14 protein-coding genes are annotated in these 18,742 nt (G+C 61.0%); 9 read left to right on the top strand and 5 right to left on the bottom strand.

What is annotated here, in order from left to right; genetic code table 11:
• Positions 1-2 precede the first annotated feature (2 nt).
• The 8 genes from AAHA41_RS16060 (at position 3) to mgtE (ending at position 9,833) form a co-directional block, all read left to right on the top strand.
• Positions 3-1,091, top strand: a complete 1,089-nt coding sequence (locus AAHA41_RS16060) for an ABC transporter permease (protein ID WP_323068892.1) — start codon at positions 3-5, stop codon at positions 1,089-1,091.
• Positions 1,092-1,387: 296 nt separating this feature from the next.
• Entirely contained in the window at positions 1,388-3,934 is a 2,547-nt protein-coding gene (gene nirB, locus AAHA41_RS16055) for a nitrite reductase large subunit NirB (protein WP_323068893.1), read from the top strand.
• The gene (gene nirD / locus AAHA41_RS16050) at positions 3,934-4,251 is read left to right on the top strand and encodes a nitrite reductase small subunit NirD (RefSeq protein ID WP_323068937.1); all 318 of its coding nucleotides are present in this window, start codon (positions 3,934-3,936) and stop codon (positions 4,249-4,251) included. Before nirB ends, nirD begins: the two co-directional genes overlap by 1 nt.
• Positions 4,252-4,308: 57 nt before the next feature.
• The gene (gene nirC, locus AAHA41_RS16045) at positions 4,309-5,121 is read left to right on the top strand and encodes a nitrite transporter NirC (protein WP_323068895.1); all 813 of its coding nucleotides are present in this window, start codon (positions 4,309-4,311) and stop codon (positions 5,119-5,121) included.
• Between the two features lie 12 nt (positions 5,122-5,133).
• Positions 5,134-6,534, top strand: a complete 1,401-nt coding sequence (gene cysG / locus AAHA41_RS16040) for a siroheme synthase CysG (RefSeq protein ID WP_323068897.1) — start codon at positions 5,134-5,136, stop codon at positions 6,532-6,534.
• 160 nt (positions 6,535-6,694) lie between these two features.
• On the top strand, positions 6,695-7,663 hold the full coding sequence (locus AAHA41_RS16035) for a YopT-type cysteine protease domain-containing protein (protein WP_236662452.1): 969 nt from the start codon (positions 6,695-6,697) through the stop codon (positions 7,661-7,663).
• The gene (locus AAHA41_RS16030; RefSeq protein WP_041209779.1) at positions 7,660-8,055 is read left to right on the top strand and encodes a CesT family type III secretion system chaperone; all 396 of its coding nucleotides are present in this window, start codon (positions 7,660-7,662) and stop codon (positions 8,053-8,055) included. The genes AAHA41_RS16035 and AAHA41_RS16030 overlap by 4 nt, the downstream gene beginning before the upstream one ends.
• A 353-nt stretch (positions 8,056-8,408) precedes the next feature.
• Complete coding sequence (mgtE, locus tag AAHA41_RS16025) at positions 8,409-9,833, top strand: magnesium transporter (protein ID WP_162516801.1); 1,425 nt, start codon at positions 8,409-8,411, stop codon at positions 9,831-9,833.
• A 501-nt stretch (positions 9,834-10,334) separates the two neighbouring features.
• Here mgtE and AAHA41_RS16020 read toward each other — a convergent pair.
• The 4 genes from AAHA41_RS16020 to AAHA41_RS16005 all read right to left on the bottom strand — a co-directional run bounded on the left by AAHA41_RS16020 (position 10,335) and on the right by AAHA41_RS16005 (position 15,073).
• Positions 10,335-11,300: an ABC transporter permease gene (locus tag AAHA41_RS16020; RefSeq protein ID WP_033115673.1), complete on the bottom strand. Its 966-nt coding sequence runs from the start codon at positions 11,298-11,300 to the stop codon at positions 10,335-10,337.
• 2 nt (positions 11,301-11,302) lie between these two features.
• Positions 11,303-12,418, bottom strand: coding sequence for an ABC transporter permease (locus AAHA41_RS16015; RefSeq protein WP_041209784.1), 1,116 nt, complete (start codon positions 12,416-12,418; stop codon positions 11,303-11,305).
• Complete coding sequence (locus AAHA41_RS16010; RefSeq protein WP_104016121.1) at positions 12,418-13,983, bottom strand: ABC transporter ATP-binding protein; 1,566 nt, start codon at positions 13,981-13,983, stop codon at positions 12,418-12,420. The genes AAHA41_RS16015 and AAHA41_RS16010 overlap by 1 nt, the downstream gene beginning before the upstream one ends.
• Positions 13,984-14,074: 91 nt before the next feature.
• A complete protein-coding gene (locus tag AAHA41_RS16005; protein WP_033115676.1) occupies positions 14,075-15,073 on the bottom strand; it encodes a BMP family ABC transporter substrate-binding protein in 999 nt (332 codons plus the stop codon).
• A 507-nt stretch (positions 15,074-15,580) separates the two neighbouring features.
• On the opposite strand from AAHA41_RS16005, the gene uvrD reads away from it, so the two are divergent.
• Positions 15,581-17,752 carry a DNA helicase II gene (gene uvrD, locus AAHA41_RS16000; protein WP_323068900.1) on the top strand — a complete coding sequence of 724 codons (2,172 nt, stop codon included), beginning with the start codon at positions 15,581-15,583 and terminating at the stop codon, positions 17,750-17,752.
• A gap of 105 nt (positions 17,753-17,857) precedes the next feature.
• On the opposite strand, the gene AAHA41_RS15995 is transcribed toward uvrD, so the two are convergent.
• Positions 17,858-18,736, bottom strand: coding sequence for a DMT family transporter (locus AAHA41_RS15995; RefSeq protein WP_323068902.1), 879 nt, complete (start codon positions 18,734-18,736; stop codon positions 17,858-17,860).
• Between the last annotated feature and the right edge of the window lie 6 nt (positions 18,737-18,742).

Below are 18,742 nucleotides of genomic sequence, written 5' to 3'. Positions count from 1 at the left end.
CCATGCTGATCCGACTCTGGTGGCTGATCCGAAAAGAGCTGCAGGCCCTGATGGGCAATACCCAGGGGCGCTTTCTGCTCATCATGCCGGTGCTGCTGCAAACCGCCCTCTTCCCGTTCGCCGCCACTCTGGAGGTGACCGGCAACACGCTGGCCATCTACAACCAGGATGGCGGTGCCCAGAGCCGCGAGCTGCTGGAGCGCCTCACCCATATGCCCGCCTTCACCACCATCATCCCGGTGCAGGGCGAGGCGGGCATGACCGAGGCCATCACCGGGCAGCAGGCGCTGCTCGGGCTGATTATTCCGGGGGATTTCTCGCGCCGGCTGGCGCGGGGCGAACCGGCCAAGGTGCAGCTGATTATCGATGGCCGTCGCTCCAACGGCGGTCAGGTGGCGGCTGGCTACATCAGTCAGGTTATCACCCGCTGGCAAAGTGAGGGCAAAGGGCAACCCGAGCTGGCGGTACGCAACCTATACAACCCCAACGTCGAGTTCCACTGGCATATCCTGCCGGCGCTGGTGGCCATCATCACCACCACCGGCTGTCTGATTGTCACCGCCCTCTCGGTCGCGCGGGAGCGGGAAGAGGGCACCTTCGATCAGCTGCTGGTCTCGCCCCTCACCGCAGGCTGGATCATGGCGGGCAAGGCGGTGCCCGGCATCATGGTGGCGGTGGGGCAAGGGTGCATAGTCGCGCTGGCCGCCCGTTTTGTCTTTCACCTCCCCTTTTCCGGCAGCCTCAGCCTGCTGATGGCGGGCATGGTCTGCTACGGGCTGGCGCTGGCCGGGATCGGGCTCTTCATCTCGTCGTTCTGCTCGACCCAGCAGCAGGCCTTTCTCGGGGTCTTCTCCTTCACCGTACCGGCGGTGATCCTCTCGGGCTACATCTCGCCGGTGGAGAACATGCCGCAGGTGTTCCAGTGGCTGGCGGCCATCGACCCCCTCACCCACTTCATCGTGCTGCTCAAGGGGGTCTTCCTCAAGGGGTTTGACTGGTCGGCCGCCTGGCCCCTGCTCTGGCCGCTGCTCGCCATCGCCGGCGTCACCCTGTCGCTGGCGCTCGCCATGTTCCGCCGCCATATCGCCTGACGCGCCACCTTGTTCAGCTGATGCCGGTCTCGCCCAGCGCGAGGCCGGCCTTTTTCCGCCAGAAGTTTTCACTCCCCGGCCGTGGGTAAACCGGGCTTTCCCTCCACCACCCCTCACCCCGAGCCACCCCAGAAATCATCAACTGGTATACCTAATTTTGTATATCTTTGAATTTTATCGAATTACCCCTGACGAGATATATAAATAGACACTTGATTTGCATCAATTGCCCGCCCCGACTGACTGGGTAGCCTAGCCCCAGAATGATGTTTTATTACTCCAAACTAGAGGCAATCATGAGCAAAGTCAGACTGGTCGTTGTGGGCAACGGCATGGTGGGGCACCGCTTCATCGAAGAGTTGATCGAGCGGGCCGACCCGGGCCGCTACGAGATCACCGTCTTCGGTGCAGAACCCCGTCCCGCCTACGATCGCGTCCATCTCTCCTCCTACTTCTCCCATCACACCAGCGAAGATCTCTCCCTCGTCAAACCCGGCTTCTACGACAAGCACGGCATCCGCCTGCTGCTCGGCGAAGCGGTGAAAAAAATCGACAGGGCCAACCGCGAAGTGCACTCCAACAAGGGCACCGTGGTCGGGTACGACAAGCTGGTGCTGGCCACCGGCTCCTACCCCTGGGTGCCGCCCATTGCGGGCAGTCAGCACCACGAGTGCTTCGTCTATCGCACCATCGAGGATCTGAAAGCCATCCGCAGCGCCGCCAAGAGTGGCAAGAGCGGGGTGGTGATCGGTGGCGGCCTGCTTGGCCTCGAAGCCGCCGGCGCCCTCAAGGCACTGGGTCTCGAAACCCATGTGGTGGAATTTGCTCCGGTACTGATGGCCGAGCAGCTCGACGGTCAGGGCGGCCAGCTGCTGCGCCGCAAGATTGAATCCATGGGGGTGCAGGTACACACCAGCAAGAGCACCAGCGAGATCCTGATGCATGGCGGTGAACAGGCGAAACACCGCCTCGCCTTCGCCGATGGCAGCCAGCTGGAAGTGGACGTGGTGGTCTTCTCCACCGGCATTCGTCCGCAAGATACGTTGGGCCGCTACGGTGATCTCGCCATCGCCGAGCGCGGCGGCATCGTCATCGACGATCACTGCCTCACCTCCGACCCCGACATCTACGCCATCGGCGAGTGCGCCGCCTGGCAGGGTCGCTTCTTCGGGCTGGTGGCGCCGGGCTACAAGATGGCCCAGATCACCGTCGACCATCTGCTCGGCGGCGACAGCCGTTTCGAGGGGGCAGACATGAGCGCCAAGCTCAAGCTGCTCGGCGTCTCCGTCGGCTCCATCGGTGATGCCCACGGCCGCACCCCGGGCAGCCACAGCTATGTGTTTCAGGACGATCAGGCTGGCGTCTACAAGAAGATAGTGGTGAGCGAAGACAACAGCCGATTGCTCGGCGCCGTGCTGGTGGGTGACGTGGAAGATTACGGCAACCTGCTGCAGATGATGCTCAACGCCCTGCCGCTGCCGAGCCACCCGGATACCCTGATCCTGCCCGCCTACGCCGGTGCCAAACCGACGCTGGGGGTGGATGCCCTGCCGGAGAGCGCCCAGATCTGCTCCTGCTTTGACGTCTCCAAGGGCGACATCGCCAAGGCGGTGGCCGAGGGTCACACCACGCTGGCCGCCATCAAGCAGCACACCAAGGCCGGTACCGGCTGCGGCGGCTGTGTGCCACTTATCAGTCAGATGCTCAACGCTGAGCTGGTGAAGCAGGGCATCGAGGTCAACAACCACCTCTGCGCCCACTTCCCCCACTCCCGTCAGGAGCTGTTCCATCTGGTCAAGGTGGAGGGGATCAAGAGCTTCGACGAGCTGCTGGCCAAGCACGGTCAGGGCTATGGCTGCGAGGTGTGCAAACCGACTGTCGGTTCCATCCTCGCCTCCTGCTGGAACGAGCATGTGCTGAGCCCGCGCAATATCCCGCTGCAGGACACCAACGATATCTTCCTCGGCAACATGCAGAAGGACGGCAGCTACTCCGTCATCCCGCGCATGGCCGGTGGCGAAGTGACTCCGGAAGGGCTGCTGGCGGTGGCCGAAGTGGCCCGCGACTACAAGCTCTACACCAAGATCACCGGCGCCCAGCGCATCGGTCTGTTCGGGGCCCAGAAGGATGATCTGCCCGCCATCTGGCGCAAGCTGCTGGCGGCCGGATTCGAGACAGGTCAGGCCTACGCCAAGGCACTGCGCATGGCCAAAACCTGCGTCGGCAGCACCTGGTGCCGCTTCGGCGTGCAGGACAGCGTCGGCCTCGGGGTCTTCCTCGAGAACCGCTACAAGGGGATTCGCACCCCGCACAAGATGAAGTTCGGCGTCTCCGGCTGCACCCGCGAATGTGCGGAAGCGCAAGGCAAGGATGTCGGCATCATCGCCACCGACGCGGGCTGGAACCTCTATGTGGGCGGCAACGGCGGCATGAAGCCGCGCCACGCCGATCTGCTGGCGTCTGACCTCGACCGCGAGACCCTCATCAAGCTGATCGACCGCTTTATGATGTTCTACGTCACCAGCGCCGACAAACTGCAGCGCACCTCGGTCTGGCTCGGCAATCTGGAAGGGGGCGTCGACTACCTGCGCGAGGTGATCGTCGACGACAAGCTGGGGCTGGCCGAGACGCTGGAGCGCGATATCCAGACCCTTATCGACAGCTACGAGTGCGAATGGTCGCGCACCCTCAACGAAGAGGAGGCACTCAAGCGATTCAGCCACTTCATCAACAGCGACAAGCGCGACCCGGACGTTCAGTTCGTCAGCGAACGCGACCAGCACAGACCCGCCACTCCGGCCGAGCGCATCCCCGTCTACCAGATCGAGGTGGAAACCAAATGATGAAACTTGCCTGCCAACTCAACGACATCCTGCCGGGAACCGGTGTCTGCGCACTCATTGAAGGTCGCCAGATCGCCCTGTTCCGCCCGAACGCGGGCACCGAGGTGTTCGCCATCGACAACCGGGATCCCTTCTTCGCCGCCAACGTGCTGTCGCGGGGCCTGATCTGCGAACACGACGGCGATCTCTGGGTCGCCAGCCCGCTCAAGAAGCAGCGCTTTCGCCTGAGCGATGGCCACTGTTTCGACAACCCTGCGATGTCGGTGCAGAGCTATCCCGTTGAAGTGCGCGATCAGCAGGTCTGGGTCGCCGTCTAACGCCGATTTCACTCTCTTTCGGGCTGCCAGAGGGCAGCCCTTTCAAGGACTCACAAGATGTACACGGAAACCATCAACAAGTGCGCCGCCAACGCGGCCCGCATCAACCGCTTCGAGCGCAGCGACAAGCTCGGCTTCTGGCTCAGCTCCGCCATGGCGGGGGCCTATGTGGGCCTCGGCATCATCCTCATCTTCACCCTCGGCAATCTGGTGGATCCGAGCATCCGGCCGCTGGTGATGGGGGCTACCTTTGGCATCGCCCTGACGCTCGTCATCATCGCCGGCTCCGAGCTGTTTACCGGCCACACCATGTTCCTCACCTTCGGGGTGAAGACGGGCAAGATCACCATGGCCGACCTGCTGCGCATCCTGCCGCAGACCTGGGCCGGCAACCTGATTGGCTCCGTCGTGGTGGCGCTCATCTACTCCTACGGCGGCAGCCTGCTGCCGGACGCAGGCAGCCTGGCCCACAAGGTGGCGCTGGCCAAGACCCAGGCACCGGCCCTGACCCTGTTCATGAAGGGCGTGTTGTGCAACTGGTTGGTCTGCCTCGCCATCTGGATGGCGCTGCGCACCGAAGGGGCGGCCCGCTTCATCGCCATCTGGTGGTGCCTGCTGGCCTTTATCGCCTCCGGCTACGAACACTCCATCGCCAACATGACCCTGTTCGCCCTCTCCTGGTTTGGCGCCCACTCCGAGGCCTACACCCTGAGCGGCATCGGCCACAACCTGCTGTGGGTGACGCTGGGCAACACCATCTCCGGCGCCCTCTTTATGGGCCTCGGCTACTGGTATGCCACCCCCAAGGCTGAGCGCCCGGTCGCGGTGAGCGACACCACCAGCACCGCCAACCAGACCCGAACCGCCTGATCAGGAGGCCCCATGGACTACTTGCCCATCTTTTGCCGACTCGACAACAAACCCGTGCTGCTGGTCGGCGGCGGCGAGGTGGCGGAGCGCAAGGCGCGCCTGCTGCTGGATGCCGGTGCCCACCTCACAGTCGTAGCGCCCGAGCTCGACCCCGAGCTGGCGGAACTGGCTGCCAACGGCAGCATCGAGTGGCTGGCCGGTGAATTTGCACCGGCGCAACTGACGGGCAAGTGGCTGGTGGTGGCCGCCACCGATCGGCGCGAGGTGAACGCACTGGTCTACCAAAGCGCCAACCGGGCGCGGATCTTTGCCAACGTGGTGGATGACCCGAAGCGCTCCAGCTTCATCATGCCGTCGATCATCGACCGCTCGCCGCTGATGGTGGCCATCTCCTCCGGTGGCAAGGCGCCGGTGCTGGCCCGGCTGCTGCGGGAAAAACTGGAGGCCCTGCTGCCCCAGCATCTGGGTGCCGTCGCGGCCTTCGCCGGCAGCCTGCGGGAGCGGGTCAAGGCCCGCTTCGCCAGCATGGGGGAGCGGCGCCGCTTCTGGGAGCGGCTGCTCGGGGCGGATCGGCTCGGGCAGGCACTGGCGCGGGGCGATAGCGCCTCTGCCCACCAGCTGGCCGACAATCTGTTTGCCGACGAGAGCCAGAGCGCTGGCGAGGTGGTACTGGTGGGAGCCGGCCCCGGCGATCCGGGCCTGCTCACCCTGCACGCCCTGCGCCAGATGCAGCAGGCGGACGTGGTGGTCTATGACCGGCTGGTCTCCGACGAAGTGATGGCGCTGGTGCGCCGCGACGCCAAGCAGATCTTCGTCGGCAAACAGGCAGGCAACCACTGCGTACCGCAGGAGGGGATCAACCAACTCTTGCTGGAGGAGGCGAAGAAGGGCCAGCGGGTGGTGCGGCTCAAGGGGGGCGACCCCTTTATCTTCGGCCGTGGCGGCGAGGAGCTGGAGACGCTGGTTGGCACTGGCATCGGTTTTCAGGTGGTACCCGGCATCACCGCGGCCAGCGGTTGCGCCGCCTACGCCGGTATTCCGCTCACTCACCGCGACCACGCCCAGAGCGTGCGTTTCGTTACCGCCCATGGCAAGGGGGGCGCCCGGGATCTCGACTGGCCGCTGCTGGCCAAAGACAAGCAGACCCTGGTGTTTTACATGGGACTCTCCTCCTGCGCCACCATTCGCGAGCAGCTGCTGGCCCACGGCAAGGCGAGCAACACCCCGGTGGCGCTGATCGAGCGCGGCACCCAGCCCTGCCAGCGGGTCATTCGCGGCACCCTCGATGAGCTACCCGCACTGGCGGTGGGGGTCGAGAGTCCTGCCCTCATCATGGTGGGCTCGGTGGTGACGCTGGCCGACCGGCTCGCCTGGTTTGGCTCGGCATCACAGCCTCAGCGAGCCCTCGCCTGAACCCTGCCAACGCCTCTCTTAAGAGGCGTTTTCTCTGCCCCGCAACCTGACCCGACAATGCGCCCAATAGTGTTAAAATCAGGCTGAATTCCTGACAGCCCGCTGCACTGGACAACCTCTATCATCAAGCCCCCATGTAAAGAGCAAACATCCACGGGTAATGATGATGACAATCACCTCCATCAGCCAATCGCAGCATACCAGCGGCACCTCAATATCAGCCCCCATCAGCCCAACAAACGTCCCCAGGCACGATGGTCCATTAGCCAAGCGTGACCTGCAATCCATAACCGAACGCCCCGGGCTGCTGGCCCGCTTCTCCGCCGCCGTGCAGCACAACCTGCCTGGTCGCTCTCTGCTGGATCGCCAGCTGACCAGCGACGGCAAACCCAACCCGACCAGCGCCTTCCGCTTCAGCATGATCAAAGATCGCCTGATACACCTCGGCGTTCGCCTATTCCTCGGCACAGTCCGTGACTCGGTACCCCAGCATGGCGGCAGCGTCACCTTCAAGTTCGCTCAGACCAAGGGGGCCTTCCTCGGTGAGATCATGAAACACGGGGACACTTCGGGCGGCGTGTGCGAGTCGATCTCCGCCCACTGGATCAGTAGCCACGCCAAGGGTGATAGCCTGTTCAACCAGCTCTATACCGGCGGCCAGAAAGGTCAGTTTCAAATTGACACGCTGGTCTCCATCAAGCAGTTGCAGATGGACGGCATGCAAGAACACGTCGATCAGGCTCAGGTCACAAGCAACTGGCTCACCGACCACAACCTCGTACCGCGAATGAGCAAATCCGGTTATCCAATGCCCCCTGTTTCTGGCCAAACAGGTTCACAAGGCCCGGAACAGCTGGTTGCAGCGATTCTGGATACCCGAGGTGAAAGTGCCGAGTACAAGAAGATCAGTTTCTCGGGCAAGATGGCCGGCCACACAGTGGCAGCCCATGTGGATGAACAACAGGGAGTTACCTTCTTCGATCCCAACTTTGGCGAGTTCCATTTCCCTGACAAGGAACAGTTCAAAAACTGGTTTACCAACGCCTTCTGGCCAGGCTCCAAATACAATCTTGAGATCGGACTTGGGCAGGAGTTCGAGGTTTACAACTTCAAGGGGGCTGACGCATGAGCCATTCCACCTATCGTGAACTGGTAGAGGGGCTGTTCAACCGGCTGGGGATAACTCCTCTTCCCTCCGAAGAGGGGGTTTATACCCTGCTGGTCGACGAGCGCCTGCGGGTGATGATCGGCTGCTATCAGGAACAATGGCTGCAACTCTACTGTGAACTGGGCCCCCTCCAGCCCCCCAGCGACAACCTGTTCGGTGCCCAGTGGCCAGCCCATGTACAGGGTACGCTGGATGGGCAGACGATCCTCTGGTCCCAATATCCTCTGGCACTGCTGGATCAGACGAGTCTTGAAGCTTGGCTAGAACGATTTATCGACGATGCCGAGGCCCGGCTTGCCCCGCCAGATTGCCACGGCTCGTTGCGAGCAAGCCCCCACCTGCTGAGAATTTGAACCACCTCAGCCCGGGGTCGCCCCCCGTCACCCGATCCCGGCTGAATAACTCTCTCACCGGGATCGGGCGATGGCCATGGCTGGCAATCTGTGAGTATTTAAAAGAGCTGAAGGGATCAACCCACTCTTCATAAGTTAAAGTTGGGTCATTCAGGGAAAACCCATAAATTAAATTTATACATAGCCATTTTCCCCCCAAACCGCCCTCCTCCTGCCATTGCGCCTGCACCAAACCCTCGCCCGATCTATGCCGGATAAATCTCTGCACCACTGCGCGCCGTCATAACCTGTTGTTTTAAGTCTGGTATCCTATGGCTATTCGGCCCTATGGCCACCAGCTCAGGAACCTCTTCATGTCTCTTCCCATCAAAAACAGCGCCAGGCAGCGTGCGGAAGACAGATCCCGCATTCTCACCCTGCTGCTGCGCGATGACGCCCTCACCGACAGCCTGCTCGATCCGCAGGCGGTGCAGGATGCCGAACAGCGCGACCAGACCAGCGAGCTGACCCGGCTGGTCAACAGCCTGCCCGCCGCCGACGTCGCCGATGCGCTGGAGTCGCTGCCACCGGATGAGCGCCACGTGTTGTGGGCGCTGGTGAGTGAAGAGAAGCGCGGCCAGACCCTGGTCGAAGCGTCGGAGACGGTGTGGGACAGCCTTATCAGCGGCATGAGCGACAAAGAGCTGCTCGATGCCCTGCGCACCCTCGACATCGACGATCAGATCTATCTGGGCCAATACCTGCCCCGCAACCTGATGGGACGGCTGCTTACCTACATGGCCCCCGCCGACCGGGATCGGGTGCGCGAGGTGATCCGCTACGGCAAGCACACCGTCGGCGCCATGATGGATTTCGAGATCATCACCATCCGCCCCGAGGTGACGCTCGCCACCGTCCAGCGCTATCTGCGCCTGCGCGGCAAGATCCCCGCCAACACCGACAAGCTGTTCGTCATCGACCGGCGCAACCACCTGCTGGGGGAGCTGCCGCTCACCACGGTGCTGCTGCACAAGCCGGATACCCGGGTGAATGCGGTGATGGAGCAGGACCCGGTCACCTTCGATCCGGAGGATAACGACGAAGCGGCCGCCCGCACCTTCGAGCGGGATGACCTGCTCTCCGCCGCCGTGGTGGATGGCAAGGGCAAGCTGATGGGTCGCCTCACCGTCGAAGAGGTGGTGGATCTGGTCTATGAGGAGAGCGACACCGACCTGCGCCGGATGGGGGGTATCAGCGAGGAGGAGGATGTGTTCGCCCCTGTCTCCAAGGCGGTCAAGACCCGCTGGGCCTGGCTTGCCATCAATCTCTGCACCGCCTTTGTCGCCTCGCGGGTGATCGGCCTGTTCGAGCACACCATCTCGCAACTGGTGGCGCTGGCGGCCCTGATGCCCATCGTCGCCGGGATCGGCGGCAACACCGGCAACCAGACCATCACCATGATAGTGCGGGCGCTGGCGCTGCAGCACATTCAGGCGGGCAACCTCTCCTTCCTGCTGCTGCGGGAACTCGGGGTGGCGCTGATCAACGGGCTGGTGTGGGGCGGCACCATGGGGGTAGTCACCTTCCTGCTCTATCAGGATGCGGCGCTGGGCGCCGTGATGACGCTTGCCATGGTGCTTAACCTGCTGGTGGCAGCGCTGATGGGGGTGATTATTCCCATGACCATGAACCGGCTCGGTCGCGATCCGGCGGTGGGCGCCAGCGTGATGATCACCGCCATCACCGACACCGGCGGCTTCTTTATCTTCCTCGGCCTGGCCACCCTGTTCCTGCTCTAAACCCGCGCAAGAAAATCCCCTCCTCTCCATATAAAAAACCCCGGCATAGCCGGGGTGAAAACGGAGAGGAAAACATGTGGAAGTCATTACGGCTGCTTGCCAGCCACCAATCCCTGCATACCTGCTGTTCAGGCTGACAGCATGCAGCGATCCTCGTCCTCAGCATTACAGTTCCTTGCCAACAGGTAATATCGAGAGCCGCAATGAATCACTGCTGAATTTAATGGAGAGGTCACTCGGCAGTCGAATGGAGATCTGTAACCAACCATTACAGACGAGCAAAAATTGCGGCAAAAGCCTGCTTCGTCCACCCCTATTTCAGCAGGATCCGCGCAAGTAACGGGCCGAGCCAGAGAGCGGAAAAATCGGCCATATGACGCAGCCGCACTGCCAGAATTGCCCGTAACATGGCGGCACATCCCCCCGCAAAACATAAAAAACAGGCCCACCGAAGTGGGCCTGCTGTTATCTGGATGGTCGGGAATATCGCGCTTAAGAGCGCTACTCCCGCTCCTTCACATAGGGTGTACCAAGTGCCTTCGGCGCTACGGCGCGGCCGATAAAGCCGGCCAGCAGGAACACCGTCAGGATGTAGGGCAGCGCCTCGATGGCCTGTACCGGGATCGGGAAGTCGCCGATGGTCACCCCTTGCAGACGGATGGCGACCGCATCGAGGAAACCGAACAGCAGACAGGCTGCCATGGCATTCCAGGGGCGCCACTTGCCGAACACCAGTGCCGCCAGCGCCATAAAGCCCTTGCCCGCACTCATGTTGGGGATGAACTGGGCCGTCTGGGCCACCGCCAGATAGGTGCCACCGATACCGGCCAGCAGGCCGCCGATGATGAGCGCGGTGTAGCGCATCCGCACCACCGAGATACCGGCTGTATCAACCGCAGCCGGCGCCTCGCCCACCGCCCGCAGCCGCAGACCGAAGCGGGTACGGAACATCACCCACCAGGCCAGCGGCACGCAGGCGAACGCCACGTACTCCAGCAGGGAGTGGCCGCTCAGTAGCTCGCTGTAGAGCTGACCAATCACCGGCACATCGTAGAGCTCCTTGGCATAGGGGAAGTCGATGGGAGCGAAGCGGGCATCGCCGGAGAGCGCTGGCGTCTGGCCACCCTGATCGAACCAGTAACGACCCAGCGTCACGGTCAGACCGGCCGCCAGAATGTTGATGGCCATCCCGCTCACCACCTGATCACCGCGGTGGGTGATGGTGGCAAAACCGTGCATCAGGGCAAACAGCACCGAGATGGCAATCCCGGCACCCAGTCCCACCCAGGCGGAACCGGAGACCGCCGCCGCCGCACCACTGGCGAACGCCGCCGCCAGCAGTTTGCCTTCCAGCGCGATGTTGACCACCCCGGAGCGCTCGCAGAACATGCCGGCCATGGCGGCCAGAATGAGGGGCGGCGCGGTACGGATGGTGGCATCCAGCATCAGGATCAGAATTTCAAACATGATCAGGCCCCCTTGACTTGCGCAGAGCGGTTGGCAAACGCCAGATAGAGCTGCTCGATGCGCGGACGCATCATGTGCTCAAGCGCGCCGCAGAACAGGATCACCAGACCCTGCAGCACCACGACGATGTTGCGGTCGACACCGAATTCGAAGCTGAGCTCGGCGCCCCCCTGATAGAGGAAACCGAACAGCAGGCTGGCGATGATGACGCCGACCGGGTGGTTGCGCCCCATCAGCGCCACCGCGATACCGGTGAAGCCGAACCCTTCCACGAAGTTGAGCTTGATCTGGTGCAGCTCACCCTGCAGCACGTTGAGGGCGAAAAAGCCCGACAGCATGCCGGAGATGACCATGGCCAGGATCACCACCTTGGGATAGGAGATACCGGCGTAGGCGGAGGCACTCTGGCTGGCACCGACCGAGCGGATCTCGTAGCCCCAGCGGGTGTGCCAGATAAAGACCCACACCAGCGCCGCACAGATCAGCGCCCAGAAGAAGCTGATGTTGAGCGGGCTGTTCGGCATCTCGACGCCAAACAGGCTCGCCAGCCCGGTCATCTTGGGCAGCCAGCTCGCTTCGGCAAACACCCGGCTCTCGGTCGCCATCGAACCGGGCGGCTTGAACACCTCCACCAGCAGATAGGCCATCAGCGAGGCGGCGATGAAGTTGAACATGATGGTGGTGATAACGATGTGGCTGCCGCGCTTGGCTTGCAGCCAGGCCGGAATAAAGGCCCAGGCCGCACCGAACAGACCACCGGCAACGATGGAGAGCGGCAACAACAGGGAGAACGGCAGCACATCGCCGAGGGTCAGACAGACCAGCCCCACCCCCAGACCACCGATATAGGCCTGACCTTCACCGCCGATGTTAAACAGACCGGCGTGGAAGGCGACCGCTACCGACAGACCGGTGAAGATAAAGCCGGTTGCGTAGTAGAGGGTGAAGCCAAACCCTTCACCGGTGCCGAACGCGCCGTACCACATAATCTTGGCGGCATCGACCGGATTGATCTCGAGGTAGTAGAACAGGATGGCCGACACCAGGAAGGCCAGCAGGATGTTGACCGCAGACACGACGCCCACGGAGACCCAGGCAGGAATACGTACTTGGCTCATCAGTGGGCCTCCTTGGCAACTTCATCCGGCACTATGTTGGCCATCATCAGGCCGATAGTGCGCTCGTCCGCTTTGGCAGCATCCAGCTCGCCGACGATGCGACCGTCGGCAATGACCAGAATGCGGTCAGAGAGACTCATGATCTCGTCCAGCTCCACCGAGACCAGCAGCACTGCTTTGCCCTTGTCACGCATGGCGATGATCTGCTGGTGGATATACTCGATGGCACCGATGTCGACCCCGCGGGTCGGCTGGCCGATCAACAGCACATCCGGGTCCTGCTCCACTTCACGGGCGATCACCAGCTTCTGCTGGTTGCCACCGGAGAAGTTGGCGGTCTTGTGGTCGGGATGGGGCGGGCGCACGTCCCACTTCTCCATCTTGGCCTGGCAATCCTGCTGGATCGCCTCTTTGTTCTGCAGCCACCCCTTGTTGTACTGCGGACGACGGTGATAACCGAGGATAAAGGCCTCTTTCGCCTCGAAGCGGTTGATGAGACCCATCTTGTGGCGATCTTCCGGCACATGGCCGAGGCCGAAGTTGCGCACCATTTCGGGATCGGCCGCCTGCTCGGGGCTCACCTTGTGCACGCCGCTGCGGCTGCTGATGGTAAAGCCGCCCTTGCTCGGCTTGATGATGCCGCCAAGCAGGCTGAGCAGCTCGGACTGGCCGTTGCCGGAGACCCCGGCAATGCCGACCACTTCACCGGCGCGCACCTCGAAGCTGACCGATTTGACCCGCTCCACCTTGCTGGCGTCGAAGTAGCTGAGCCCCTCGACCTTCAGCTTGGCTTCGCCCGGCTGGGTCGGCCCCTTGTCGACCTTGAGGCGCACCTTGCGGCCCACCATCAGTTCGGCCAGCTGCTCCTTGTCGGTATCCTTGGTGGCAACATGCGCCACCATCTCGCCGCGGCGCATGATGGAGACCTGATCCGTGATGGCCAGGATCTCGCGCAGCTTGTGAGTGATGAGGATGATGGTCGCCCCCTGATCCCGCAGCTTCTCCAGCACCTTGAACAGGTGATCCGCCTCTTGCGGGGTGAGTACCCCGGTCGGCTCGTCGAGGATCAGGATGCGGGCGCCGCGATAGAGCGCCTTGAGGATTTCGACCCGCTGTTGCAGGCCCACCGGCAGATCTTCCACCTTCTCGTGCAGCGGCACTTCGAGACCATAGTCCCGCGCCAGCTCGCCGAGCAGCTTCTCTGCCGACGCCACGCTCTGCTGAAGGTGCCAGCCATTTTCAGCGCCGAGGATGACGTTTTCCAAAACCGTAAAGTTGTTCACCAGCATGAAGTGCTGGTGCACCATGCCCACGCCTGCGGCAATCGCATCTTGTGAACCGTGGGGTTTGAAAGGATTCCCATCGATGAACATCTCGCCTTTATCGGCATGGTAGAAGCCGTAAATGATGCTCATCAGGGTGGATTTACCGGCGCCGTTTTCGCCAACGATGCCGTGAATACTGCCTTTCCGAACCTTAAGGTCGATCAGCTTGTTGGCGTACACTTCGCCGAACCGCTTATCGATACCTCTTAATTCGATGGCATAGCGATCTGTCTGGTCCATGATGCAGCCCTGCGTTTCATGAAATAAGACTGTAAAAACCGGCCCGTGCGGGCCGGTCGGTGCGTTGAGAGTCGTAGCAGCAACTATCTAATTAGTATTTGCAGGTATTGTCGCTCATGTAGTCATGAACCTTGACCTTGCCTGAAATAATCTCGGCCTTGATGGCATCCACCTTGGCTTTCATCTCCGGAGTGATCAGCTTCTCGTTGTCCTTGTCGAGCGCCCAATCCACACCGCCTTCGGCCAGACCCAGGTTCTTGATACCCGGTTTCCACTGGCCTTTAGCCGCGTCATCCCAGGTTTGGTAGGCAGCCAGACCCACAGACTTAACCATGGAGGTCAGCATGGTGCCCGGTTGCAGGTGGTTCTGGTTGGAGTCTACGCCAATGGCAAACTTGCCGCTGTCCTTGGCTGCCTGATAGACACCGATACCGGTACCGCCGGCTGCGGCGTAAACCACGTCAGCGCCCTTGGCGAACTGGGACTTGGCCAGCTCGGCACCTTTGGCCGGGTCAGCAAACGCGGCCGGGGTGGAGCCTGCCATGTTCTGGAACACTTCGATCTTCGGATTGACGTACTTGGCACCCTGCTCGTAGCCGCACTCGAACTTGCGGATCAGCGGGATGTCCATGCCGCCCACGAAACCGACCTTGCCGGTTTTGGAAGCGATGGCAGCCAGTGCGCCCACCAGGAAGGAACCTTCATGCTCCTTGAAGATGACGGACTGGACGTTCGGCTTGTCGACCACCATGTCGATGATGGTGAACTGGGTTTTCGGGAATTCGGTCGCAACCTTCTCTACCGCAGAACCCATGTTGAAACCAACAGCTACGATCGGGCCGTTGCCACGGCTGGCCAGACGACGCAGACCCTGCTCGCGCTGGGCTTCGTTCTGGGGCTCAAACTCTTTGACCTTTACCCCTTTGTCCTTGTTGTAAAGCTCGACGCCGTTACGGAACACGGCTTCGTTGAATGATTTGTCGTACTTGCCCGCGGTGTCATAGATCACGGCCGGCTCGGAAGCAGCCTGAGCAGAGAGAGCAGCGAGAGTGAGGGAGGCCACGGTGGCCAGTTTGAGCACTTTAGTCACGATCGTATCCTTGATTGTTATTAAGTGAGGGAACTTGCTTGCCCGCCGAAGCGGGTCATCTAGCACGCAGGGTTACTCTAAGTCAGCCCCGGTGCGGGTCAAGCAAATGATAAGGGAAAAACGTTTGCGTTAACGGTTTGAATTATAAGCAAATAACCTTATAAGCAGTTGTTTTTTAGCTGCTTTTCAGTTGTTTATGCTGACAACTCAGAGACCCAAACGACATTTCTCTTATTGTTCAATTGGTTACTCTAAACCGTTTTCCCCGGTTGGGCATCCGCCCCACCCATCGCCCCGTGATCCGGCTCGCAAAATAACCGCACAGCGCGCCATCCGGCCGCTGGCTACAGCTGGAAACCATCCGCCTTCGCAACCATTTTGCCGACCAGAAACCGCCGCAGCCGCCCTGCCCGACTCCCCTCACCTGCCCGCCGTGCGGAGTTTGCAGTTGGTCTGACGGGGGGATGGCCGTATAATCGCCGCCTGTATAAATAAACAGGAGTGGTGATGGACGTTTCAACCCTGCTCGACGGGCTCAACGACAAGCAAAGAGATGCCGTTGCGGCGCCCCGCAGCAACCTGCTGGTGCTGGCTGGTGCCGGTTCGGGCAAGACCCGGGTACTGGTGCACCGTATCGCCTGGCTGATGCAGGTGGAACGCTGTTCACCCTTCTCCATCATCGCGGTCACCTTTACCAACAAGGCGGCGGCCGAGATGCGCGGCCGGGTCGAAAAAGTGATCGGCGACGGCGTGCGCGGCATGTGGATCGGCACCTTCCACGGCATCGCCCACCGCCTGCTGCGGGCCCACCATCTGGATGCGGGCTTGCCGCAGGATTTCCAGATCCTCGACTCCGACGACCAGTACCGCCTCATCCGCCGGGTGCTCAAGGCGCTCAACCTCGACGAGAAGCACTGGGCCCCGCGCGCCGTGATGGGCTACATCAACGGCAAGAAAGATGAAGGCTTGCGCCCCGGCGACATCGACCTCTACGGCGACCCCGTCACCCGCACCTATCAGCAGATCTACAAGACCTATCAGGAGACCTGCGATCGCTCCGGTCTGGTGGATTTTGCCGAGCTGCTGCTGCGCGCCCACGAGCTGTGGCTCAACAAGCCCCACATCCTCGAGCACTACCGCGACCGCTTCCAGAACATCCTGGTGGACGAGTTTCAGGATACCAACGGCATCCAGTACGCCTGGCTGCGGATGCTGGCGGGCAACAGCGGCAAGGTGATGATCGTCGGCGACGATGACCAGTCCATCTACGGCTGGCGCGGCGCCAAGATCGAGAACATCCAGCGCTTCCTGTCCGACTATCAGGGGGCCGAGACCATCCGCCTCGAGCAGAACTACCGCTCCACCGCCAACATCCTCAAAGCCGCCAACAGCGTCATCGCCAACAACGCCGAGCGCCTTGGCAAGGAGCTGTGGACGGAAGGGGCCGAAGGCGAGCCGATCTCCCTCTACGCCGCCTTCAACGAGGTGGACGAAGCGCGCTTCGTGGTCGGCCGTCTCAAGGATTGGAAGGAAAAGGGCGGCCTGTTGGCCGACTGCGCCATCCTCTATCGCTCCAACGCCCAGTCACGGGTGCTGGAAGAGGCGCTGATGCAGGACGCCATGCCCTATCGCATCTACGGCGGCCTGCGCTTCTTCGAGCGGCAAGAGATCAAGGACGCCATGGCCTACCTGCGGCTTATCAACAACCGTGGCGACGACGCCAGCTTCGAGCGGGTGGTCAACACCCCGACCCGCGGTATCGGCGATCGCACCCTCGAGATCCTGCGCGGCAACGCCCGCGATCAGGGGCTCAACCTGTGGCAATCGGCCAAGGCCCTGCTCAATGACAAGGTGCTGACCGGTCGCGCCGGTAACGCGGTGCGCGGCTTTGTCGAGCTGATCGACGCGCTGGAGGAGCAGGTCTCCCTGCTGCCGCTGCACCAGCAAGCGGATATCGCCATCCAGAACTCCGGCCTCAAGGCGATGTATCTGGCGGAAAAAGGGGAGAAATCCCAGGCGCGGGTAGAGAACCTGGACGAACTGGTCACCGCCTGCCGCCAGTACCAGCGTCCGGACGAGCTGGAGGATATGAGCGATCTCTCCGCCTTCCTCGCCCATGCGGCGCTGGAATCCGGCGAGAATCAGGCCGACGAATATGCCGACGCGGTGCAACTGATGACATTGCACAGCGCCAAGGGCTTGGAGTTCCCGCTGGTGCTGCTGGTCGGCGTCGAAGAAGGCATGTTCCCCAGCCAGCAATCCACCGAGGAGTCGGGCCGGCTGGAAGAGGAGCGCCGTCTCTGTTACGTCGGCATGACCCGCGCCATGGAGAAGCTCTACATCTGTTATGCCGAGAGCCGCCGCATCTACGGCCGCGAGATGTTCCACAAGCCGAGCCGCTTTATCCGCGAGATGCCCGCCGAATGTCTGGAAGAGATCCGGCTGCGCACTCAGGTCAGCCGCCCCACCCAGTACGGCCGCTTTAGCCAGAACGAGGTGCAGCAGAGCTTCGACGCCAGCGGCATCAAGCTCGGCCAGCGGGTGCTCCATCCGAAATTTGGGGAAGGAATCGTGCTCAACTTCGAAGGGGTCGGCCAGCAGAGCCGGGTGCAGATCCAGTTCGACGACGTCGGCGCCAAGTGGCTGGTGACGGCGTATGCCAGATTGGAAGCGCTCTGATTTTTCCCGTTCTTGATGCAATCAACCCGGCTTTAGGCCGGGTTGGTCTATATATCAGTCATTGCGACAATCTGATTAATGAATTAGAACGAACACTCTTCGTTATTATTTATGGCCAACTAAAATACTCTTTACCGAAACACTAGACCCATTGAATAATTTTACCGAGGCCATAACCAGAGAGACCCCAACCACAGTGGTTATTGTGATTTGTGTGTCAAATGCCATAAAATCGAAAGCCATTGTCAGTACCGGGACCAGATAAAATAGTACACCCACCTTGCTCGCGGACTTCTTCTGGATCATATAGAACAGAAGCAGGGTTGCCCCGGTAGATACCACCACCGCCATCCATGACAATGAGATAATAAATTTTGCATCCCAGTTAACATGCCAGCCGGTGTAAAACGACACAATAATAAAAACGATGGAGGCGCATCCGTTCTGGATAATACCTGATGCTAATGGTGAGACGGATATTTTCTTTTGCAGAATCGCCCCCGTGCTGATGGATGTAACACAGAGCAGCGCGAAGAATACCCCCAAAAATGTCACGTGACTCACATCCCTGGCACCAAATACGGCAAGTCCCAACCCGATAAAACCAATAAACAATACCATCAGCTTATAGAAAGATTGGCGCTCGCCACTGATTAACACCGTCAGCAGGGGTTGCAACCCTAACACGACGGCAACCAGCCCCGGTGACAATTCATACCTTATCGAGAGAAAATAAAATATTTGATATAAGACTTGTAGCAGTATCCCAACACTCATTACTTTGACTAGCGTCTCGGCATCAAACCTAGCTTTTTCTCCCTTCAGAAAGCCATATAATATCGACATCAATAGAAGCGCGCCGATCGCCCGCAGCGTCAAAAATGACCATACTGACGCGCTATCCAGACCCATCTTGACAAAGATGGCACCGCTACTCCACATAATCAGAAATAATACCGGCGCAAACCGTTCAAGATGAGTCATGTTATT

The sequence above is a fragment of the Aeromonas sp. SER genome (assembly GCF_038739615.1).
GTDB classification, from domain to species: domain Bacteria; phylum Pseudomonadota; class Gammaproteobacteria; order Enterobacterales; family Aeromonadaceae; genus Aeromonas; species Aeromonas jandaei.
The sequence above is the reverse complement of the archived record's forward strand: the minus strand, read 5'-3'. Positions and strand labels throughout refer to the sequence as shown.